21 protein-coding genes are annotated in these 19,879 nt (G+C 72.9%); 13 read left to right on the forward strand and 8 right to left on the reverse strand.

The window, feature by feature from the left end; translation table 11 throughout:
* The first annotated feature begins 25 nt into the window (after positions 1–25).
* The 4 genes from SLV14N_RS30450 to SLV14N_RS30465 all read left to right on the forward strand — a co-directional run bounded on the left by SLV14N_RS30450 (position 26) and on the right by SLV14N_RS30465 (position 4,858).
* Entirely contained in the window at positions 26–1,477 is a 1,452-nt protein-coding gene (locus SLV14N_RS30450; protein ID WP_263271840.1) for a hypothetical protein, read from the forward strand.
* A 332-nt stretch (positions 1,478–1,809) separates the two neighbouring features.
* Positions 1,810–3,408 carry an ABC-F family ATP-binding cassette domain-containing protein gene (locus tag SLV14N_RS30455; protein ID WP_208685282.1) on the forward strand — a complete coding sequence of 533 codons (1,599 nt, stop codon included), beginning with the start codon at positions 1,810–1,812 and terminating at the stop codon, positions 3,406–3,408.
* Between the two features lie 335 nt (positions 3,409–3,743).
* Positions 3,744–3,965 carry a helix-turn-helix domain-containing protein gene (locus SLV14N_RS30460; RefSeq protein ID WP_006606369.1) on the forward strand — a complete coding sequence of 74 codons (222 nt, stop codon included), beginning with the start codon at positions 3,744–3,746 and terminating at the stop codon, positions 3,963–3,965.
* A 113-nt stretch (positions 3,966–4,078) separates the two neighbouring features.
* Complete coding sequence (locus tag SLV14N_RS30465) at positions 4,079–4,858, forward strand: enoyl-CoA hydratase/isomerase family protein (protein WP_208685284.1); 780 nt, start codon at positions 4,079–4,081, stop codon at positions 4,856–4,858.
* A gap of 81 nt (positions 4,859–4,939) precedes the next feature.
* Here SLV14N_RS30465 and SLV14N_RS30470 read toward each other — a convergent pair whose 3' ends face one another.
* Positions 4,940–5,677, reverse strand: coding sequence for a hypothetical protein (locus SLV14N_RS30470; RefSeq protein WP_263271845.1), 738 nt, complete (start codon positions 5,675–5,677; stop codon positions 4,940–4,942).
* A 219-nt stretch (positions 5,678–5,896) separates the two neighbouring features.
* Here SLV14N_RS30470 and SLV14N_RS30475 point away from each other — a divergent pair, with 219 nt between their 5' ends.
* Genes SLV14N_RS30475 through amaP form a run of 5 tightly spaced genes read left to right on the forward strand, consistent with a single transcriptional unit; the run spans position 5,897 to position 8,266 of the window.
* Complete coding sequence (locus tag SLV14N_RS30475) at positions 5,897–6,358, forward strand: Asp23/Gls24 family envelope stress response protein (protein WP_208685288.1); 462 nt, start codon at positions 5,897–5,899, stop codon at positions 6,356–6,358.
* Positions 6,359–6,394: 36 nt separating this feature from the next.
* Positions 6,395–6,589, forward strand: a complete 195-nt coding sequence (locus SLV14N_RS30480) for a hypothetical protein (RefSeq protein WP_208685291.1) — start codon at positions 6,395–6,397, stop codon at positions 6,587–6,589.
* A 6-nt stretch (positions 6,590–6,595) separates the two neighbouring features.
* Positions 6,596–6,988 (forward strand): Asp23/Gls24 family envelope stress response protein, encoded by a 393-nt coding sequence (locus tag SLV14N_RS30485; protein ID WP_208685293.1) that lies wholly within the window; start codon positions 6,596–6,598, stop codon positions 6,986–6,988.
* Positions 6,985–7,653 (forward strand): DUF6286 domain-containing protein, encoded by a 669-nt coding sequence (locus tag SLV14N_RS30490; RefSeq protein ID WP_208685295.1) that lies wholly within the window; start codon positions 6,985–6,987, stop codon positions 7,651–7,653. The genes SLV14N_RS30485 and SLV14N_RS30490 overlap by 4 nt, the downstream gene beginning before the upstream one ends.
* A gap of 7 nt (positions 7,654–7,660) precedes the next feature.
* On the forward strand, positions 7,661–8,266 hold the full coding sequence (gene amaP / locus SLV14N_RS30495) for an alkaline shock response membrane anchor protein AmaP (RefSeq protein WP_208685297.1): 606 nt from the start codon (positions 7,661–7,663) through the stop codon (positions 8,264–8,266).
* On the opposite strand, the gene SLV14N_RS30500 is transcribed toward amaP, so the two are convergent.
* The 7 genes from SLV14N_RS30500 to SLV14N_RS30530 all read right to left on the reverse strand — a co-directional run bounded on the left by SLV14N_RS30500 (position 8,259) and on the right by SLV14N_RS30530 (position 15,188).
* Positions 8,259–8,888 (reverse strand): NAD(P)H-dependent oxidoreductase, encoded by a 630-nt coding sequence (locus SLV14N_RS30500; protein WP_208685299.1) that lies wholly within the window; start codon positions 8,886–8,888, stop codon positions 8,259–8,261. The genes amaP and SLV14N_RS30500 overlap by 8 nt on opposite strands.
* Positions 8,889–9,007: 119 nt before the next feature.
* Positions 9,008–9,763 (reverse strand): SDR family oxidoreductase, encoded by a 756-nt coding sequence (locus SLV14N_RS30505; protein ID WP_208685301.1) that lies wholly within the window; start codon positions 9,761–9,763, stop codon positions 9,008–9,010.
* Positions 9,764–9,767: 4 nt separating this feature from the next.
* Entirely contained in the window at positions 9,768–11,552 is a 1,785-nt protein-coding gene (locus tag SLV14N_RS30510) for a glycoside hydrolase family 15 protein (protein ID WP_263271849.1), read from the reverse strand.
* Between the two features lie 55 nt (positions 11,553–11,607).
* Positions 11,608–12,546: an SURF1 family protein gene (locus tag SLV14N_RS30515; RefSeq protein ID WP_263271851.1), complete on the reverse strand. Its 939-nt coding sequence runs from the start codon at positions 12,544–12,546 to the stop codon at positions 11,608–11,610.
* A gap of 111 nt (positions 12,547–12,657) precedes the next feature.
* Complete coding sequence (locus SLV14N_RS30520; protein WP_006606380.1) at positions 12,658–12,891, reverse strand: hypothetical protein; 234 nt, start codon at positions 12,889–12,891, stop codon at positions 12,658–12,660.
* Positions 12,892–12,954: 63 nt separating this feature from the next.
* Positions 12,955–13,986 (reverse strand): DEDDh family exonuclease, encoded by a 1,032-nt coding sequence (locus SLV14N_RS30525; RefSeq protein WP_208685307.1) that lies wholly within the window; start codon positions 13,984–13,986, stop codon positions 12,955–12,957.
* 569 nt (positions 13,987–14,555) lie between these two features.
* The gene (locus tag SLV14N_RS30530) at positions 14,556–15,188 is read right to left on the reverse strand and encodes a TetR/AcrR family transcriptional regulator (protein WP_208685309.1); all 633 of its coding nucleotides are present in this window, start codon (positions 15,186–15,188) and stop codon (positions 14,556–14,558) included.
* Positions 15,189–15,313: 125 nt separating this feature from the next.
* On the opposite strand from SLV14N_RS30530, the gene SLV14N_RS30535 reads away from it, so the two are divergent.
* The 4 genes from SLV14N_RS30535 (at position 15,314) to SLV14N_RS30550 (ending at position 19,724) form a co-directional block, all read left to right on the forward strand.
* A complete protein-coding gene (locus tag SLV14N_RS30535; RefSeq protein WP_208685311.1) occupies positions 15,314–16,111 on the forward strand; it encodes an acetoacetate decarboxylase family protein in 798 nt (265 codons plus the stop codon).
* 82 nt (positions 16,112–16,193) lie between these two features.
* Positions 16,194–17,087 carry an SDR family NAD(P)-dependent oxidoreductase gene (locus tag SLV14N_RS30540; RefSeq protein WP_208685313.1) on the forward strand — a complete coding sequence of 298 codons (894 nt, stop codon included), beginning with the start codon at positions 16,194–16,196 and terminating at the stop codon, positions 17,085–17,087.
* A gap of 13 nt (positions 17,088–17,100) precedes the next feature.
* The gene (locus tag SLV14N_RS30545) at positions 17,101–18,495 is read left to right on the forward strand and encodes an amidohydrolase family protein (protein ID WP_263271853.1); all 1,395 of its coding nucleotides are present in this window, start codon (positions 17,101–17,103) and stop codon (positions 18,493–18,495) included.
* Complete coding sequence (locus SLV14N_RS30550; RefSeq protein ID WP_208685315.1) at positions 18,495–19,724, forward strand: amidohydrolase family protein; 1,230 nt, start codon at positions 18,495–18,497, stop codon at positions 19,722–19,724. Before SLV14N_RS30545 ends, SLV14N_RS30550 begins: the two co-directional genes overlap by 1 nt.
* The last annotated feature ends 155 nt before the right edge of the window (positions 19,725–19,879 follow it).

The raw sequence follows: 19,879 nt of genomic DNA on the forward strand, positions 1-19,879 counted from the left end.
GGCCGACAGCGGCAACACTGCTCCTGTGACGTCCCGTACTCCGCGCGACTCCCGGCTCCGACTCGTCCCCCGTCAACCGGTTGCGGCCGCCCGCCGGGCGGTGACAACCCGGGCCAAGCGCCCGGCGCCCCGCCCGCCCGAAGGCACGCCGCCGCCCGCGGAACTGGCCCGCCAGGCCCGTGCCGTGCTGGCCGGTGCGGCCCGGCTCGCCCGCTGGGCCGACAGCGTCGGTGCCGGCGCCGCCGGCGGCAGCCTGCGCGCCGGCCCGGACGGAGCGCTGCCGAAGGCCGCCGCGGAACGCGCCGCCGAAGCCCTGGGCCTGACACCGCAACAGGTCCGCACCGACTGGGACCGGGCCCGGCTGGCCGGGCTCGTCGAACTCCACGACGGCCTCGCCCGCCCCGGCTGGCGGCTGCGCGCCTGGGACCGCGACGACACCGCCGTGCTGCGCGGCTGGGTCGCGCTCTTCGACGCCTGGTCACTGGCCCGCCCCGCACCGTCCGGCGCCGGCCCCGCGATAGTCGCCGAAGTCGTCGAGGCGCTGCCCCAGTTGCTGTCCCTGCTGCATCTGTCGGCCGGGCCCGTACGGCTGCCGGTGCTGCTCGACATGCTCGACCAGCGCGTCGCCGAACTGCGCACCGAACGCTGTGAGGTCCCCTACGGGCAGGACCCGACGGCGCCGGGCAGTGCCGACGATGCCGCGGTGGCGGCCGACGACGCCGCGGGGGCGTCGCTGGCCGAGCTGCTGGACTGGTCGCTGGACGCCCTGCGGACCGTCGGCGCGCTGGTGCCGCCGGACGGAGCCCGGGAAAGCGCGCACGACGCCTGTGAGGCACAGCTGACGCCGCTCGGCAACTGGTCGGTGTGGGTCAAGCTGGAGCAGATCTGTGTCGCCGCGCAGAGCCCGGCCGGCAATATCGAACAGTCCGGGGAAGCGATGCTCCGCGGCTGCGCCCGGCTCACCCCGGGCCCGGCCCGCGCCGAATACCGCGCCTGGCTCGCGGCCCGCTCCGTCGGCTCGGCCGTCGAGGAGCTGCTGACCGTGGCCCGTGGTGAAGACGCACTGCTGCGCGGCCTCGCCTTCGAGGCGCTGCGGGCCGTCGGCGCCCCGGCCGAGGCCGCCGTACGCGCCGCGGCCGACGAACCGGGCCTGCGGCCGTACGCCCTGCTGTGGCTGGTCGAGCACGAGGGCGGCGACCCGGAGACCGCCCCCGATGTGCTCACCCGCGAGGAGTCGACCTGGCTGTGGGTGGACACCGCCGCGGCCGTCGCCGACCACGGCGAGACCCAGCTCCTCGTACGGCACCTCGACTCGGCGGTCCAGGGCTCGGTGCCACGCCTCCTGGAGGAGGTACGCGCCGTCGGACACCCCAGGACGGTCCAGGTGCTGGTGGCACTGGCCGCGGCCCATCCGGACCCGGCCCTCGCCAAGGCCGTGCGCCGCGCGGCCTTCCAGGTCCACACGGGCGGCGTCTGAGCGCCGGGCCCTGGGCGGGGCGGCCGGGGCACCTCCCCGCGCGCAGACACCGAAGCGGCCAAGGAGAGCTGCGTCACAGTCTCCCGCGGGATCCGCCCCCGCGTCCGCCACCGCCCGCCGCCGCGTGGTGCGCCACGACGTGCGACGGTGCGAACGGCCCGCTCTCCGGCGCACCCCACGGGGCCGGTCCCGCCGCCCGCCGCCCGGAAAACCATTTGCCCCCGGCCGTTAGACTGCCTCCCATGGCAGTTCTCCTTTGGGTTCATTAGACGGCGCAGCCCGCTCTCGGACCGTCCGTCCAATCCGCCGTCTTCCTGCCCTGGAGCTTTTCCGTGATCACCGCTTCCGGCCTCGAGCTGCGCGCCGGCGCCCGCATCCTCATCGAGTCCGCTTCCTTCCGTATCGCCAAGGGCGACCGCATCGGCCTGGTCGGCCGCAACGGCGCCGGCAAGACCACGCTGACCAAGGTGCTGGCCGGCGAGGGCATCCCCGCCTCCGGCTCGGTCACCCGCGGCGGCCAGGTCGGCTATCTGCCGCAGGACCCGCGCACCGGCGACCTCGACGTGCTCGCCCGCGACCGCATCCTCTCCGCCCGCGATCTGGACACCGTGCTGCGCAAGATGCGCGAGAACGAGGACCGGATGGCCAACGGCAAGGGCGCCACCCGCGACAAGGCGATGAAGAAGTACGAGCGCCTGGAGACCGAGTTCCTGACCAAGGGCGGGTACGCCGCCGAGGCGGAGGCCGCGACCATCGCCGCCAGCCTCGGCCTGCCCGACCGCATCCTCGGCCAGCCGCTGCACACCCTCTCCGGCGGTCAGCGCCGCCGCGTCGAGCTGGCCCGGATCCTGTTCTCGGACTCCGACACCCTGCTGCTCGACGAGCCGACCAACCACCTCGACGCCGACTCCATCGTCTGGCTGCGCGACTACCTCAAGACCTACCGCGGCGGCTTCATCGTGATCTCCCACGATGTCGACCTGGTCGAGACCGTCGTCAACAAGGTGTTCTATCTCGACGCCAACCGCTCGCAGATCGACATCTACAACATGGGCTGGAAGCTCTACCAGCAGCAGCGCGAGGCCGACGAGAAGCGCCGCAAGCGCGAGCGGGCGAACGCCGAGAAGAAGGCCGCGGCGCTCAACTCCCAGGCCGACAAGATGCGGGCCAAGGCCACCAAGACCGTCGCCGCGCAGAACATGGCCAAGCGCGCCGACAAGCTGCTCGCCGGTCTGGAGGCGGTGCGCGCCTCCGACAAGGTCGCCAAGCTGCGCTTCCCGGACCCGGCACCGTGCGGCAAGACCCCGCTCACCGCCGAGGGCCTGTCGAAGTCCTACGGCTCCCTGGAGATCTTCACCGATGTCGACCTGGCCATCGACAAGGGCTCCCGGGTGGTCATCCTCGGCCTGAACGGTGCCGGCAAGACCACCCTGCTGCGGCTGCTGGCCGGCGTCGAGACCCCGGACACCGGCGAGGTCCGCCCCGGCCACGGCCTCAAGCTCGGCTACTACGCCCAGGAGCACGAGACCCTGGACCCGGACCGCACGGTCCTGGAGAACATGCGCTCGGCCGCCCCGGACATGGACCTGGTCGCCATCCGCAAGACGCTGGGCTCCTTCCTCTTCTCCGGCGACGATGTCGACAAGCCCGCCGGGGTGCTCTCCGGCGGCGAGAAGACCCGCCTCGCCCTGGCGACGCTGGTCGTCTCCTCCGCCAACGTGCTGCTGCTCGACGAGCCCACCAACAACCTCGACCCGGCCAGCCGCGAGGAGATCCTCGGCGCGCTGCACACCTTCACGGGCGCGGTGGTCCTGGTGTCGCACGACGAGGGAGCGGTGGACGCCCTGGAGCCGGAGCGCATCATCCTGCTGCCCGACGGCGTCGAGGACCTGTGGGGCCAGGACTACGCGGATCTGGTCGCGCTGGCCTGACCGCGGCGGATGGATCATGCCGTATGGATCATTCGGCCGATGTGTGATCCATCATCTGAGTGAGAACGGCTCGTACACCGGCGAGTCTGCGGCCTGCGGCCGGGTCCTGGGGGCCCGGCCGTCGCCTTTTTGTCCGCACACCACCTGACCTGCCACTTCTCGCGGGCGACCGGCTTCGGACGGCCTGCCGCACGGCCGGAATGATGGATTCCGGCCCGCTTGACCGGGCGTCCGCCGGCAAAGGATGTCGTAACGACCTTGCGGAATGGGTGGCCAGGAAGCCGGGGAGGGGTGATCATGAGAGTCCAGAGCGCACTTCCCACGAGGAGGCACGGGTGGCCGAGACTCTGAAGAAGGGCAGCCGGGTAACCGGCGCCGCGCGCGAGAAGCTCGCGGCAGACCTGAAGAAGAAGTACGACTCCGGTGCGAGCATCCGGGCGCTGGCCGAGGAAACCGGCCGCTCCTACGGATTCGTGCACCGGATGCTCAGCGAATCCGGTGTGGTCCTGCGCGGTCGTGGCGGAGCCACGAGGGGCAAGAAGGCCGCCTCGGCCTGAGGCCCGCGACTCCGGGTACAGCGGTGTCCCCCCGGTCGGCCGAGCAGTCGACCGGGAGGTTACCGTTCAGTCACTTACGCACGCAGGTGCGGCTGGCTGACTCGGAGGCGCTCATGACTCTGCTCGACAAGGACGGCGTGCGGCTCACCGTGGACGGTGACATCGCCACGGTGACCCTCGCCAACGCGGCCAAGCGCAATGCGCAGTCGCCGGCCATGTGGCGGGCGCTTGCCGAAGCGGGGTCGCTGCTGCCGGGAAACGTACGGATCGCGGTGCTGCGCGGTGAGGGCAAATCCTTCTCCGCAGGCCTCGACCGTCAGGCGTTCACGCCCGAAGGCTTCGACGGCGAGCCGTCGTTCATCGATCTGGCGCGCGGCACGGACAGCGCACTGGACGCCACGATCGCCGAGTACCAGGAAGCGTTCACCTGGTGGCGGCGCACCGACCTGGTGTCCATCGCCGCCGTGCAGGGGCACGCCATCGGCGCGGGCTTCCAGCTCGCCCTCGCCTGCGATCTGCGCGTGGTCGCACCGGACGTCCAGTTCGCCATGCGCGAGACCAGCCTGGGACTCGTACCGGACCTGACCGGTACCCATCCGCTGGTCGGACTGGTGGGCTACGCCCGGGCGCTGGAGATCTGCGCCACCGGGCGCTTTGTGCACGCCGAGGAGGCCGAGCGGATCGGTCTCGCCAATCTTGTGGTGCCCGGCGACCAACTCGATGCCACCGTCGCCGACTTGGCGGCCGCGCTCACCGCCGCGCCGCGCGATGCCGTCATCGAGACCAAGGCCCTGCTGGCGGGTGCCGCGGGCCGTACGTACGAGGAGCAGCGCCGCGCCGAGCGGGCCGCGCAGGCGCGCCGGCTGCGCGACCTCGCGGGCGTGGGGGAGTAGCGCCGACGGCGGTAGCGCACCGTTCGTCACCCGAGCTGCCCGGCCGCGCACCCCACCGACGTGCCCGGCCGGGCCGGTTCGTCAGCTCCGCTCCACCGCCGTGACCAGCACGGCGACCGTCGAGGCCGCGGGCGGCGCGGCCGCCACCGCCTGCCGTACGGCGCAGGCGACATCCAGCGCCCGGTGACCGGGCGCGATCGCCAGCTGGATCAGCGCATGCCCGTCCGTGAGCCGCACCGGACGGGACGGACCACCGAGCACCGGCGCCAGCCGGGCCACGCCCGCGACGCTCCGCGCGACGGCGGCGACCCCCGCCGCGCCCTCCTGCGTCGCACCGGTCCGCTCACCCGTTACGGGAGCGGCGGGCGGAACCTCCTCCTGGGGAGCGGAGCGGGCCGACGCGGTGTCCGTCGTGACCTCGTCCGCTTCCAGCAGTCCGCTGACCCGCAGATCCACCACGCCCACCACCAGCCCCAGCTCCCGGATCGACGCCTCCAGCAGCGCCGCGCGCACCTGGTCGGCGAGCACCGGCAGCGGCCGGTCGGCGACCGCGGCGAAGTCCGCCTCGATCCGTAGCGGGCCGGGCGGCAGCGCACTCGGCGGCGCCGGCACCGCCGGCTCCGGGGCATGGTCGGGATCGGCCACGGACAGCCGCAGCGCGCCGATACGGACACCGGCCGGTGTCCCGGCGGCGGCCCGCAGGGCTCCGGCGGCCGCCTGCTCGGTGATCCACGACCCGTCCGCGGGCCCGCCGAGCGGCAGCACCCGGCCGATGCCGAGCTGCGTCCGGACCGTCTGTGCCAAGTGGTTCACGGCCACCGCTTCACCCCTTTCCCGGAAGGTCCACGGACCGCTTCCCGGACACGTTCCGGACCACGCCCCAGCCTGCCGCAGACCCGCCCGCACGGCAGGTGCTGTGCCCGGTGGCGCCGTGTGGAGCACTCGGCTGCCGCATCCCCGGGGCGATCCGGACATACCGGACCTAGTGTGGGGAGCGGAGCGGGCGGACCGCTTCTCCCCGCGGAAAGGGATACGTCGATGACCGAGAGCCAGCAGCACGCAGAGGGCCCCAGGACGCCCGCCAAACGGGGCGGCGGCGACCCCGCCACCCGGGGGCGGACCACCATTGCCGACGGTGTCGTGGAGAAGATCGCCGGTCTGGCGGCCCGGGACGTCATCGGCGTGCATGCCATGGGCAGCGGCTTCGCCCGTACGCTCGGCGCCGTTCGGGACCGGGTGCCCGGCAGCGGCAGGTCCGCGACCGCGACCCGGGGTGTCAAGGCCGAGGTCGGCGAGGTGCAGACCGCGCTGGACCTGGAGATCGTGGTCGACTACGGCGTCGCCATCGCCGATGTCGCCCGGTCGGTCCGGGAGAACGTCATCTCCGCCGTGGAGCGGATGACGGGCCTGGAGGTCGTCGAGGTCAATATCGCGGTCAGCGACGTCAAGCTGCCCGACGAGGCAGACGAAGAAGAGGAAGCGGAGCCGCGGCTCCAGTAGCCGGGCCCGTCCGGAGTGGCAGCGAAGGAGCGCACGATGAGCATGGCCGTGGCCGGCCTCTTGGCCGGAATGGCGCTGGGCTTCGCCGGATACTTCGGTGGCTTCGGCGCCTTCGTCCTGGTGGCGGCGCTGGGCGCCATCGGGTTCGTGGCCGGCAGGTTCCTCGACGGGGATCTGGAGGCCGGCGAGTTCTTCCGTCCGCGCAGCGGCGACCGCGACCGGCGGCGGTGAAGCCGGGTGGCGACGGTGTCCCCGGCCGCCGCTGCCACCGCCGTACCGGCGGGTGAGCGGGGCGCGACCAGAATCGCGGACCGGGTGGTGGCGAAGATCGCCGCACGGGCCGCCCGGGAGGTGCTGCGCGGGGAGTCCCCGCGCGCCCGTACGGACGCCCATGCGACGGTGACCGTGCACCGGCGCGACGATCCCCAAACCTTCGGTGAGGCGCGGCTGCGGATCGCCGTGGAGCTGGGCTACCCCTCCGACATCGGCGGACAGTGCCGGGTGGTGCGCCGTCATGTCACCGAGCGGGTGAAAGCGCTGGCGAACATGGAAGTGCCCGAGGTCGCGGTGGAGGTCGAGCGTCTGCACTCCCCGCTGCTGGACCGTACGGACCGCGGGAGGGTGCGATGAGCGACGAGGACGCGGAGCCGAGTGGCACCCGGCGGTTGCCCACGCTCGACAAGACGCCGGGCGAGGCGGACGCGGCGACTCCGCCTGCCGCCGACGCCCCGTCCCCGGACACCGCCGACCACGACCGGGTCCGGCGCTTCTGGTCGGCCCGCCGGGTGCCGGCCGCCCTGGTCGCGCTGGTACTGCTGGCCGCCGCAGGCCTGTTGCTCTACGACGTGGCCGCGGTGCGCGCCGACCGCCCCGCGATGGCCTGGCGCCGTCGGCTCGCCCGCGAACTGGCCACCCGTCACCTCGACAACCCCTGGGTGCTGGGCGCCGCCGCGTTCGCCGTGGTGCTCGGTATCTGGCTGTTCGTGCTGGCCGTCACCCCCGGACTGCGCCAGGTGCTGCCGATGCGGCCGGCGGCGCCGGACCTGCGGGCCGGGCTGGACCGGGCGGCCGCCGCGCTGGTGCTGCGCGACCGTGCCATGGAGGTCGCCGGCGTCCAGTCCGTACGGATGACCGTCAGCCGCCGCAAGGCGAAAGCGCACTGCGTCTCGCACTTCCGCGAACTGGACGAGGTCCGCGCCGACCTCGACACCTCGCTCGGCGAGGGCCTGCGGCAGCTGGGACTGGCACACGAGCTCCGCCTGACCGTGGACGTCCGGCGCCCGAAGAAGAGGTGAGCGAGCGATGCGCAGGGTCCGCGGAACGGTCAACCGGGTGCTGCTCGGCCTGACCGGTGTGCTGCTGTTCGGGGTGGGGGGCCTGGTGCTGCTCGGCGGCCTCGGTCTGCCCGCGAAATGGCACCTCGGACTGCCCGCCGGCTGGCCCTGGTCCCGCCCTGACGAGGTGCTGCTCTCCACGCGGCAGCGCACCCGCTGGACGGACCAGGGCTGGTGGTGGCCCGTCGTCATCGCCGCGCTGGCCGTCTTCGTGCTGCTGATGCTGTGGTGGCTGCTGACCCAGCTCCGGCGCCACCGGCTGAACGAGATCCTCGTCGACAGCGGCGACGGCGAGGGCGCACTGCTGCGCGGCCGGGCGCTGGAAGCCGCCCTCGCGGCCGAATCGGAGGCGCTGGAAGGCGTCGACGGGGCCGGTGTGCTGCTGACCGGCCACCGGAGCGAACCGCACGTGCGGGCCGTGCTGGCGCTCGCCCCGCACGCCGACCCGGGGACCGTCGTCCGGCGGCTGTCGGACGAGTCGGTGGCGCACGCCCGCCGCTCGGCCGGGCTCGACCGGCTGCCGGGCGATGTCCGGCTGCGCGCGGTCAAGCACCGTCCCGAGCGGGTCAGTTAGGCGTGGGCACGGTGTCCCTGCACCCGGGCCGGGCCAGCAGCGCGGCGGCCTCCCGGCGTGCCTGCCGCAGCCAGTCCGCGCGCGTTTCGCCGGCCGAATCGGTGACCGTGCGGAAGACGACCCGGCGCACATCGGTCACCCCCACGTACGGCAGGACGCAGGAAGCCCAGATGTTCTGCAGCGGATCGCCGAATTCGCTCTCTTCCCGCTCGGCGGGTGTGTCGGAGGTGTTCAGGACGAGGGCCCGGCCGGCCTTCACGAGGCCGATGGGCTCGCCCTCCGCGGTACCCAGTTTGTAGGCGACGCCGGGCGCGAGGACGCGCTGCACCCAGCCTGTCAGGACAGCCGGTGGCATACCCCACCAGTTCGGATGGACGAACACCAGGGCATCCAGCGTGGCCACTTCCGTCCGGTGCAGCATCACCTGTGCGTCCTGGGTGGGCGATGCCGCCGCGACCGTCTCCGTCTCCTCGGCGGACAGCAGCGGCGCGAAGCCTTCGGCACAGAGGTCATGCGCGACGACCTGGGACCCCCGTCCGCTGAGCTCCTCCACCACGGCATCGAACACCGCGTGGTTGAAGCTGCCCGGCCGCGGGTGGGCAAGATACACGCCTATGCGCATAGTGGGTTCCTTGTGTGCGGGGTTCGTCCTGGCCGGCAGCCGCCGCCCTCGGTTTCCGGTCCGTGTGGGCCCTGGTTCAGCCACGGTGCGGGCGTCGGCATCCTGACGGCCCGCCCCCGTCAGAACCCGTGCCGGGCCCCGCCGTCCACCGGCACCATCACACCGGTGAGATACGACGCGGCGGGCGACAGCAGGAAGGCGGCGGTGCGGCCGAACTCCTCCGGCCGGCCGTAGCGGCCCAGCGGGATGGACGCGCAGTTGCGGGCGCGGGAGCCCTCCGGGTCGCCGGAGAGCCCGTCGAGCTGGGTCATCCGGTCGGTGGCGATCCGGCCGGGCAGGACGCCGAGGACGCGGATGCCGCGCGGGCCCAGCTCGTTGGCGAGCGACTTGGCGAAACCGGCGAGACCGGGGCGGAGCCCGTTGGAGATGGTCAGTCCGCCGATCGGCTCGTGCACCGAGCCGGACAGCACGAAGCCGATCACACCGCCCTCCGTCAGCTCGGCGGCGGCGGCGCGGGCCAGCCGTACCGCGCCGAGGAAGACCGACTCGAAGGCCGACTGCCACTGTGCGTCGGTGTTGTCGGCGGCGGTGCCGGGCGCCGGGCCGCCCACGCTGATGAGCACCCCGTCCAGCCGGCCGAAGCGTTCCCGGGCCGCCGCGATCAGGCGGTCGGGGGCGTCCGCGTCGGCGTTGTCGGCGGCCACCCCCAGGGCCCGCTCACCGAGCGAGGCGGCCGCCGCGGCCGCGCTCTCCTCGGTGCGTCCGGTGATCACGACATGGGCGCCGTCGGCGACCAGTTCACGGGCGGTGGCGAAGCCGAGGCCACGGGTCGCCCCGGTGACGAGGTACGTCCGGTCGGTGAGTCCAAGATCCATGGCCCTAGTGTGCCTGTGCCCCGTCCTGGAGGGCGAAGGCGGTCCCCACCAGGCCGATATGGCTGAAGGCCTGCGGGAAGTTGCCCAGCTGGCGCCGGGCGGCCGGGTCGTACTCCTCGGAGAGCAGCCCCACGTCGTTGCGCAGCCCCAGCAGCCGCTCGAACATCTCCTGGGCCTCGGCCCGCCGGCCGCTCAGCTGCAGCGCGTCGGCGAGCCAGAACGAGCAGACCAGGAACGTGCCCTCGCCGCCCGGCAGCCCGTCGACCGGGATGCCCTCGGTGCTGTAACGGCGTACCAGACCGTCGTGCGACAGCTCCCGGCGCACCGTGTCGATGGTGCCGAGGACCCGGGGGTCATCGCCCGGCAGGAAGCCGACGCGGGGGATCAGCAGCGTCGCGGCGTCCAGTTCCCTGGAGCCGTAGAACTGGGTGAAGGTGCCCCGGTCGGTGTCATAGCCGTGCTCGCACACCTCGCGGCGGACCTCCTCGCGCATCGCCCGCCAGCGGTCGATGTCCCCGCCGAACCTCGGATACGCCTCGATCGCCCGCACCGCACGGTCGGCCGCGACCCAGGCCATGACCTTGGAGTGCACGAAGTGCCGGCGTGGCCCGCGGATCTCCCACAGCCCCTCGTCGGGGTCGCGCCAGGTGGACTCCAGGTAGTCCGCCAGCGCCCGCTGAATGCTCCAGGCATGCTGCTCGGCGGGCAGCCCGGCCGAGCGGGCGATGTGGAAGGAGTCGAGGACCTCGCCGTAGACATCGAGCTGACGCTGTTCGACGGCGGCGTTGCCGATGCGTACGGGCGCGGAGTCGCAGTACCCGGTCAGCCACGGCAGCTCGGCCTCCGGCAGCCGCCGCTCACCGGCCAGCCCGTACATGATCTGCAGATCGTCGGGGGCGCCGGCCACCGCGCGCAGCAGCCAGTCCCGCCAGGCGCCGGCCTCGTCCAGATATCCGGCGGAGAGCAGGCAGTTCAGGGTGAGGCTGGCGTCGCGCAGCCAGCAGTAGCGGTAGTCCCAGTTGCGTACGCCGCCCAGCTCCTCGGGCAGCGAGGTGGTGGGGGCCGCCACGATGCCGCCGGTGGGCGCATAGGTGAGGGCCTTGAGGGTGATCAGCGAGCGGATCACGGCCTCGCGGTACGGCCCGTTGTAGCGGCAGCGCGCGGACCAGGCGTGCCAGTCGTCCAGGGTGTCCTGGAGCGCCGTGAACGGCTCGATCTGGGTCGGCCGGGGCTCGTGGGAGGGGTGCCAGGTCAGTACGAACGCGGTGCGCTCGCCCGCGGCGACGGTGAAGTCCGAACGGGTGCTGAAGTCCTTGCCGTAGGTGGTGCCTTGGGCCGGAGTGCGCAGCCATACGGAGTCCGGCCCGGCGATCGCCACCCGGCAGCCCTCGGTGGCGCGCACCCAGGGCACCACCCGCCCGTAGTCGAACCGCAGCCGCAGCACCCCGCGCATCTCGACGCTGCCGCTGAGGCCCTCGACGATCCGTACGAGGTCGGGCGCCCGGTCGCGCTGCGGCATGAAGTCGGTGACCCGGACACTGCCCGTGGGCGTATCCCAGACGGTGTCGAGGATCAGTGAGTCACCGCGGTAGGAGCGCTGGGCGCGGGCCTCGGAGGACCGGGGAGCGAGCCCCCAGTGGCCGTTGTCCTTGCCGCCGAGGAGGGCGGCGAAGCAGGCGGCGGAGTCGAAGCGCGGCAGGCACAGCCAGTCGATGGACCCGTCGCGGCCGACGAGTGCGGCGGTCTGCAGATCACCGATGAGCGCATAGTCCTCGATACGTGGGTGCACTCAGCGCCCCTTCCCGCCCGGAGGATGCGCTACGCGGTGGTGACGGCTGTCCGGGCTACGGGTTGGCCGGGGCCGGCATCGCGTCGTCGCCGGCTGCCTCAGTTTCCCCGGAACCGGCGGGTTGCGCTTCCCCGGAACCGGCGGGATCCGCTTCCCCGGAACCGGCGGGATCCGCAGTCCGTCCGCCGTCCCCCGCGGCCCCGGCGGCCTGGTCCTCCCGGGCCTCCTCGGCCTTCTTGGCCGCGGCCGCCACCCGGTCGCGGCGCTCACGGCGTACGAGGACGATCCAGCCGACCGGCACCGCCGCGGCGAACAGCCACCACTGGATCGCGTACGCCATGTGCGGGCCGATGGAGTCGTGGTCCGGCTCGGGGACCGGCTCCGGGGTGCTGCCGGACGGCTTGGGTCCGGTCTGCTCGATGTAGCCGCCGAGCATCGGCAGACCGGCCCGCTTCGCCTGCTCCTTGCTGTTGATCAGCATGACCTGGCGGGCGGGCAGGCCCTTGGTGTCCTTGATGCCACTGGCGGCGGTGGTCTCGTCGGCCATCATCCGGCCGGTCACGGTGACCTTGCCCCGGGGGGCGGCCGGGACGTCCGGGAACCTGGTGAGGTCGTTGCCGGCCGAGATCCAGCCGCGGTTGACCAGCACGGCCTCGCCGTTGCCGAGGAGCAGCGGGGTCAGCACGTAGTAGCCGATGCTCTGCTCGTCGGCGGCGGTGCGCTGGCGGACCACGACCTCGTGCGCGGTGTCGTAGGTGCCGGTGGCGCTGACCGTGCGCCACATGTCGCGCCGGGGCAGCTCCCGGCCGGGGGCTGTCAGCGAGGTGACCGGAACCGGGTCGGCGGCCAGGCTGCGGGCGATCAGCTGGTTCTGCGCGACCTTGTGCTCATGGCGGTGGAACTGCCAGTAGCCCAGCTTGATCATGACGGGGATCAGCACAAGACCCACGAGGGTGAGGATCACCCACTGCCGGGACAACAGGAAGCGGTACACGGCCTTGACGGTACCTGGGGCGCCGGGGCCCCCGAGCCGGGGGTCCCCCTGGGCCGGCCGGTGAAGGGTCCGCCCGGGGCCCCGCCCACAGGTCCGGTGGCCGGCCCCGGCTCAGACCCGGTCGACGATGCCCACTCTGCCGTCCGAGCGGGCGCAGTGCGCACCGCAGTACCACTTCTGGTCGGCCTCGACGCCCTGCCCGATGATCTGGCACCGGCAGTGCTCACAGATCGGCGCCATGCGGTGGATGGCGCAGGCGAAGCAGTCGAAGACATGCACCGCGCCCTGCGCGTGCACCTCGAACGTCATGCCGTATTCGTTTCCGCAGACCTCACAACGTGCCATGCGCCACAGCGTGCGGTCGCCGCCCCCGCGCGGCGAGGTGCCGACGGGTGTGTTGGGCGGGCTTCACCCGGACGCAGGCGCCGGGGCCACATCCTGCAGCAGCTGCATGAAGGCCGCCTCGTCGATCACGACCGTGCCGAACGAGGCGGCCTTGGCGGTCTTGGAGGTCCGGGCATCGGGGTCATTGGTCACCAGCAGGCTGGTCAGCCGGGACACGCTCGTGGCGACATGCAGCCCCGCCTCGATCGCCCGGTCCTCCAGCAGCTCGCGGTCCACGGACGTGTCGCCCGAGAAGGCCACCCGCATCCCCTGGACGAGCCGGCCGCCCGATGCGTAACGCCCCGGGTTGGGGTACGGGCACGCCGGGCGCTTACGGGACGGCCGCCAGGACGTGGGGCGGTAGGACGCGGCGGAGGCCCGCTGCCGGGGCGCGGGGGTGTCCGACCACTCCGTCAGCGGCTGACAGGTCAGCAGCGGCAGCCGCAGATTCTCCCGCGCCGCCCGCTGCAAACCGGGACGGAACGCCTCGGCCAGCACCCGGGCGTCGTCCAGCGCATGGTGGGCGCGCTCCTGGACCACGCCGTAATGGGCGGCGAGGGACTCCAGCTTGTGGTTGGGCAGCGGCAGCCGCAGCTCCTTGGACAGGGCGATGGTGCACAGCCGCTGCTGCACCGGCGCGGTGGCCGAGGCGCGGGCGTACTCGCGGGCGATCATCGACCAGTCGAACATGGCGTTGTGCGCGACCAGTACGCGGTCCGCCAGGCGCCGGGACAGCTCCGGGACGATCTCCGGGAACAGCGGGGCATCGGCGAGTACGGCGCTCGTGAGCCCGTGGATCCAGACCGGTCCCGGGTCCCGCTGCGGGTTGACGAGGGTGTACCAGTGGTCCTGGACCTCGCCCTGCGCGTCGAGTTGGTACACGGCTGCCGAGATGATCCGGTCGTCGCGGGCCAGGCCCGTGGTCTCCACGTCGACCACCGCGTATCCCTGGGGATACGCGGACGGCCAGGGAGCCGGCGGCGTCTGCGGGCCCGGCTGCTGCCCGATCCTCGGCGCGATCGGGTCGGCGGCTGCTGCCATGCGGTCTTCGAGCATGGTCCCTGAGGATACGGGCCACCACTGACAGCCACCGAACCGCGTCGGACACACCGGAGGTATGCACGACGGCATACCGGAGGTTCACGCAGCCGCACACCAGCAGTTCGCGGGCGGGTGGGGGAGTTGACGGGGTGTGGGGGGTGGGGGGGACGGACCCACCTATACCCGCCCACCCCCCGAAGGGGGGTGGGCGGCGGGGAAAACCAGCAGGCTCGTGCGGCGGGGAAAACCAGCAGGCCCGTGCGGCGGGGAAAACCAGCAGGCCCGTGCGGCGGGGAAAACCAGCAGGCCCCAGAGGACAGGTAAAAGCCGCTCCAGCAAAGACGGAGCACCCCCCGGGGAAGACGGAGCCCCCCGGAGGAAGCGGGCATATGGACTCTCCTCGGAGGAAGGGGGCATAGGAACTCCCCCCGGAGGGAAGGCGGCAAAACACCCCCCAGGAACGGCGGAAGGAACCACACGAACGGACGGCCGCTCGGGCGGCCGCTCGGTGCGGTGCCGTCACGTGGCCCCGGGCGATGAGCGGTTCCGGGCAGCCGCGGGCCGCCGCCGTCGGCCACACCCGTTCAGGAGGCGGGCGCCGCCGGGGAGAGCAGTGAGGTCACCAGCGCCTCCAGGGAGACGGCGAACAGCCGCCCGGTGTCGACCGGGCCGGCCAGTGCGCGGGCCAGCGCCGGATCGTGCTCGGCGGTGGGGGAGTCCCACAGCTCGCCCTCGCTCGGGTGCTGCTCGGGTGACCGCTCACGGTTGCGCTCGACCAGGACGAAGCCGACGACCTGGAACTGGACCGCCCGCACCGCCTCCGCGGCCGTCTCGCCGCGCAGCCCGGCGGCGTGCATCTCATGGACCAGCGCCTGCTGCGCGGGCAGGAACATCCGCTCCGTCAGGCCGCGTTCATGCACCATCGCGATCAGCTGCGGGCGCTCGCGCAGCGCCGAGTGCAGGGCGCGGGCGACCGACACGATGCGTGCGTGCGGGGTGTCCCCGGTGGGGTGGATCTCACCCATTTCCCGGACGGTGCGCTCGACGAGGGCGTCCAGCAGCGACTCGCGGTTGCCGACATGCCAGTAGATGGAGGTGACGGCGGTGCCCAGTTCCGTGGCGAGGCGGCGCATGGTCAGCGCGCCGGGGCCGTCCGCCCGCACCAGCCGGGCGGCGGCCGTCAGAACCTCTTCGCCGGTCAGCGCGGTGCGTGTCATTTCCCCCACTATCCCTCAACTCCCGCCCGTACACGGCTCTTTACCCTTCATCCCGCACGGTGTAACAGTGTTACAGACGCCTCGCACGACCCTCGCAAGTCACCGACGACGAAGGGTGGTACGCCATGGCACGCATACGCTACGGAGCGCGCACCGCGGCGGAGATCACCGCGGCGCGCACCGCGGGCTCCCGGCTCCCCGACATCTGGTCCACCGGTGTGGCCGCCGTGTGGGAGAGCGACCCGGAGGCGGTCGCGGCCGTGCTGCCGCCGCCCCTCGAACCCACCGGACGCCCGCTGGTCCGGGCCAACATCAGCAAGGTCGAGCTGCCCGGCTACCCCCTGGGCGCGGGCTCGGTCGCCGTCGCGGCCGCCCACCGCGGCGTCGAGGGCTGGTACCCGCTGGTCATGCCGATGACCCACGAGCGGGCCCTGACCGGCGGGCGGGAGGTCTTCGGTGAACCCAAGAAGCTGGGCGAGGTCACCGTCGAGCGCGACGGCCCGGTGGTGCGTGCCGCGCTCGCCCGGCACGGCATCGCCTTCGTCGAGGTACGCGGTGCGGTGAGCGGACCGCTGCCGGTCCCCGAGCCGTCCCGGAAGACCGACTTCTACTTCAAGTTCCTGCCCGCCGTGGACGGTTCGGGCTTCGACCTCGACCCGGTGCTGGTGCACTGCCTGCGCCACGAGAAGGTCCGCAGACTGGAGCGGATCACCGGCGATGTCGTCCTCCGCGAGTCGATGTACGACCCCGTCGCCGACCTCCCCGTACGCACCCTCGTCGAGCTCACCCTCGGCGAGAAGACCAGCGACCAGCAGGGCCGGGTCGTCGAGCGGGTCAGCGCCCGGTCCCTGCTGCCGTACGTCCACCAGCGCTACGACGATCCGCAGCAGCTCCTCGACGGTCCGCCCGAGGGGAGTGTCTGATGCCGGGCTCCCCCACAGGACAACCCCAGGATCCCCGGCCGGAGAAACGGCCGGCCCGACCGGTACGGAGAGGTGAGCGGGCATGGAGCTGACGGCGGGACAGGTCGCGGTCGTCACCGGCGCCGCGAGCGGTATCGGCCTGGCCATGGCGCGCCGCTTCGCCGCGGACGGGCTGCGGGTCGTCCTCGCGGACGTGGAGGAGGAGCCGCTGCAGGCCGTCGCCGACGACCTGGCCGCGGACGGCGCCCGGGTGCTGGCGCGCACCGTGGACGTCGGGGTGCGCGAAGAGGTCGCCGCCCTCGCCGACGCGGCGTACGACGCCTTCGGCGCCGTCCATCTGCTGTGCAACAACGCGGGGGTGGGCTCCGGCGCCGAGGGCCGGATGTGGGAACACGAGCCCAACGACTGGGCCTGGGCGTTCGCGGTGAACGTCTGGGGCGTCTTCCACGGCATCCAGTGCTTTCTGCCGCGGATGCTGGCGAGCGGCGCACCCGGCCATGTCGTCAACACCTCCTCGACGGACGGCGGTGTCGCACCGCTGCCCACCGCGTCCGTCTACGCCGTCACCAAGGCGGCCGTGGTGACCATGACCGAATCGCTCTACGCCCATCTCAAGGCCGAGCGCGCCCCCATCGGTGCCTCGGTGCTCTTCCCCGGCCCGCACATGCTCCGCACCGGCCTGTGGGAGTCGCACCGCAACCGGCCCGTGCGCTACGCCAAGACCCGGCCGCGCCGTACGCCGTACCGCAGCCTGGCGCGGTGGGAGGCGGCGATGAAGGAGGCCGGGCAGGAGATCGCCTTCACCCCCGTCGAGGAGGTCGCGGCGCAGGTCGTCGACGGCGTCCGGGCCGGCCGCTTCTGGCTGCTGCCGCCCAGTGCGCACACCGACGCGCAGATCCGGGCGCGCTCCGCCGCGATGCTCGACCGCGCCGACCCCGCCTACCTGGAGCACTTCATCCTCGACCCGGACGACTGAGGGAGGTTCCGCCATGACGGACCCACAGGCATCCACGGGCCCACAGGCCCCCACGGATCCACAGGCATCCACGGGCCCACAGGTCCCCACGGACCCACAGGTCCCCACGGACCGGCCGGACACCCGTCCCGGCCCGCACGATCCATACCTGATCATCTCCTCCGACTGCCACGCCGGACTCCCCACCGAGGAGTACCGCCCCTACCTGGAAGCCCGCTTCCACCGCGCTTTCGACGCGTTCCTCGGCGAGCGGGACGCCCGCCGGGCGGAGGCCACCCGCCTCGGCATCCGCAACGACGCCTTCGCCGCCCGGTGGTTCCAGGAGCACGAGGAGGGACTGCGCGGCGGCTGGGACCCCGCACAGCGGCTGAAGGAACTCGACGGCGACGGGGTGGCGGCGGAAGTCGTCTTCCCGGACGCGGACGCCGTCGACAGCGGTACGGCGGCCCCCTTCGGTGTCGGCCTCGGCCTCTCCGGCGACCATGACCCCGACCTCGGTATGGCCGGTGCCCAGGCGCACAACCGCTGGCTCGCCGACTTCGTCTCCGGGCACCCCGAACGGCACTGCGGTGTGGCCCTGTTACCGGTCACCGCCGATACGGACCGGGTCGTGGCCGAGATCCACCGTGCCAAGGAGTCCGGGCTCGGCGCCCTGATGATCCCGTCCATGTGGGGCGGCAAGGAGCCGTACCACGACCGCCGTTACGACCCGGTGTGGGCCGCGGCCGCCGAGTGCGCGATGCCGGTGCTGACCCACTCCGGGGCCGCGCCCCGCCACGAGTACGGCGACCACCTCGGGATCTATGTCTCCGAGGTGACCTGGTGGCCCGCGCGCCCCCTGTGGTTCCTGCTCTGGTCCGGGGCCTTCGAACGCCATCCTGGACTGCGGTTCGGCATCGCCGAGTCCGGCTGCTGGTGGCTGCCCAACCTCCTGTGGTTCATGGACCGCCTCTACCTGGGCGCGCACGGCGGCAAGAAGCTCTCCCCGTTCGCCGCGCTCAAGCGTCCGCCGCACGAGTACCTGGACCGGCAGGTCTTCGTCTGCGCCACCAACACCAAACGCCGGGAACTCGCCCAGCGCTACGAGATCGGCGTCGGCAACATCCTCTGGGGCAGCGACTTCCCGCACCCCGAGGGCACCTGGCCCGACACCCGCGGCTGGCTGCAGAAGACCTTCCATGACATTCCGGTCGCCGAGACCCGCCGCATGCTCGGCCTGTCCGCCGCCGAGGTCTTCGGCTTCGACACCGCGGGGCTGGCCCCGCTGGCCCGCCGTATCGGCCCCACCCCGGCCGAACTCGGCCAGAGCGCCGACCAGCCGTCGGTGGAGGCCTCCTGGGCCCGCTCCCGCGAGGCGGGCCGCCACTGGCTGACCGACCACGACTTCCCGGTACTGGGGGCACAGTGATGACCGACGACCGCTACACCGTCATCTCCGCCGACTGCCACGCCGGCGCCGACCTGCTCGACTACCGGCCGTACTTGGAGTCCCGGTACCACGACGACTTCGACGCCTGGGCGGCGTCCTACGTCAACCCGCACGAGGACCTGCTCGCCGACACCGCCGACCGCAACTGGAACTCCGCCCGCCGCCTGGCCGAAATGGAGGCCGACGGCATCGTCGCCGAGGTCGTCTTCCCCAACACCATCCCGCCGTTCTTCCCGAGCGCCGCCCTCATGGCCCCCGCGCCCACCCGCACGGAGTTCGAGCAGCGCTGGGCGGGCCTGCGCGCCCACAACCGCTGGCTCGCCGACTTCTGCGCGCAGGCCCCCGGCCGCCGGGCCGGTGTCGCCCAGATCCTGCTCCACGATGTCGACGAGGCCGTACGGGAAGTCCGCCGCACCAGGGAAGCCGGGCTCACCGGCGGTGTCATGCTCCCCGGCACCCCGCCCGGCTCGGGACTCCCCGAACTCCACTCCGGGGCCTACGACCCCCTCTGGGCGGTCTGCGCGGAACTGGACGTCCCCGTCAACCACCACGGCGGCTCGGCCTCCCCGCCGCTCGGAGACGAACCCGCCGCCCGTGCCGTCTTCATGGTCGAGACGACCTGGTTCTCCCACCGGGCCCTGTGGCACCTGATCTTCGGCGGGGCCTTCCGCCGCCATCCCGGCCTCCGACTCGTCCTCACCGAACAGGGCTCCGGCTGGATCCCCGGTGTCCTGGACATGCTGGACTACTACCACGGGCGGCTGGTCGCCTCCGCGTCCCGGGCCGCCACCGCCGAAGCCAAATTCGGCGTCGGCCTGGGCGAGGCCATGGGCGACTCACCGGCCGGAATCTGGCGCGACCACTGCTTCGTGGGCGCCAGCTTCATGCGCCCGCACGAGGTCCCGCTCCGCCACCGCATCGGCCTCGACAAGATCATGTGGGGCAGCGACTACCCCCACGACGAGGGCACCCACCCCTACTCCCGCGAGGCCCTCCGCCTCGCCTACGCCGGCGTCCCGGCCGACGAGACCGCCGCCATGCTCGGCACCAACGCCGCCCGCGTCTACGGCTTCGACCTAGCCCTCCTCGCCCCCCTCGCCGCCCGCGTCGGCCCGAGGATCACCGACCTCGCCGAGCCCCTGGACGAGATCCCCCCGAACGCCACCAGCCCGGCGTTCGCACGGGGAGGGGCGGTGCGGGTGTGGTGAGGGCGGGGCGCCGTGCCGCACGGCCGGGACAGTGACTGCGGCCAGGTTCCTCGCCGACGCCTCGGCCGCCGCGCGCTTTCCGGTCAAAGGCTGACCCTGGTGCATGGCGACCACGACTTCGAGGTCATCGCCGCCGTCAGCGGCCGGCCGACCCA

The organism is Streptomyces sp. Je 1-4 4N24, from assembly GCF_026239515.1.
Lineage (GTDB): Bacteria > Actinomycetota > Actinomycetes > Streptomycetales > Streptomycetaceae > Streptomyces > Streptomyces nigrescens.

Bases quoted from the DNA above. Each gene is read 5' to 3' on its own strand.
- SLV14N_RS30465 (WP_208685284.1), top strand. From the start codon at position 4,079: ATGACTCTGCTCGACAAGGACGGCGTGCGGCTCACCGTGGACGGTGAC.
- SLV14N_RS30475 (WP_208685288.1), top strand. From the start codon at position 5,897: ATGACCGAGAGCCAGCAGCACGCAGAGGGCCCCAGGACGCCCGCCAAA.
- SLV14N_RS30480 (WP_208685291.1), top strand. From the start codon at position 6,395: ATGAGCATGGCCGTGGCCGGCCTCTTGGCCGGAATGGCGCTGGGCTTC.
- SLV14N_RS30490 (WP_208685295.1), top strand. From the start codon at position 6,985: ATGAGCGACGAGGACGCGGAGCCGAGTGGCACCCGGCGGTTGCCCACG.
- amaP (WP_208685297.1), top strand. From the start codon at position 7,661: ATGCGCAGGGTCCGCGGAACGGTCAACCGGGTGCTGCTCGGCCTGACC.
- SLV14N_RS30500 (WP_208685299.1), bottom strand. From the start codon at position 8,888: ATGCGCATAGGCGTGTATCTTGCCCACCCGCGGCCGGGCAGCTTCAAC.
- SLV14N_RS30505 (WP_208685301.1), bottom strand. From the start codon at position 9,763: ATGGATCTTGGACTCACCGACCGGACGTACCTCGTCACCGGGGCGACC.
- SLV14N_RS30520 (WP_006606380.1), bottom strand. From the start codon at position 12,891: ATGGCACGTTGTGAGGTCTGCGGAAACGAATACGGCATGACGTTCGAG.
- SLV14N_RS30525 (WP_208685307.1), bottom strand. From the start codon at position 13,986: ATGCTCGAAGACCGCATGGCAGCAGCCGCCGACCCGATCGCGCCGAGG.
- SLV14N_RS30530 (WP_208685309.1), bottom strand. From the start codon at position 15,188: ATGACACGCACCGCGCTGACCGGCGAAGAGGTTCTGACGGCCGCCGCC.
- SLV14N_RS30535 (WP_208685311.1), top strand. From the start codon at position 15,314: ATGGCACGCATACGCTACGGAGCGCGCACCGCGGCGGAGATCACCGCG.
- SLV14N_RS30540 (WP_208685313.1), top strand. From the start codon at position 16,194: ATGGAGCTGACGGCGGGACAGGTCGCGGTCGTCACCGGCGCCGCGAGC.
- SLV14N_RS30545 (WP_263271853.1), top strand. From the start codon at position 17,101: ATGACGGACCCACAGGCATCCACGGGCCCACAGGCCCCCACGGATCCA.
- SLV14N_RS30550 (WP_208685315.1), top strand. From the start codon at position 18,495: ATGACCGACGACCGCTACACCGTCATCTCCGCCGACTGCCACGCCGGC.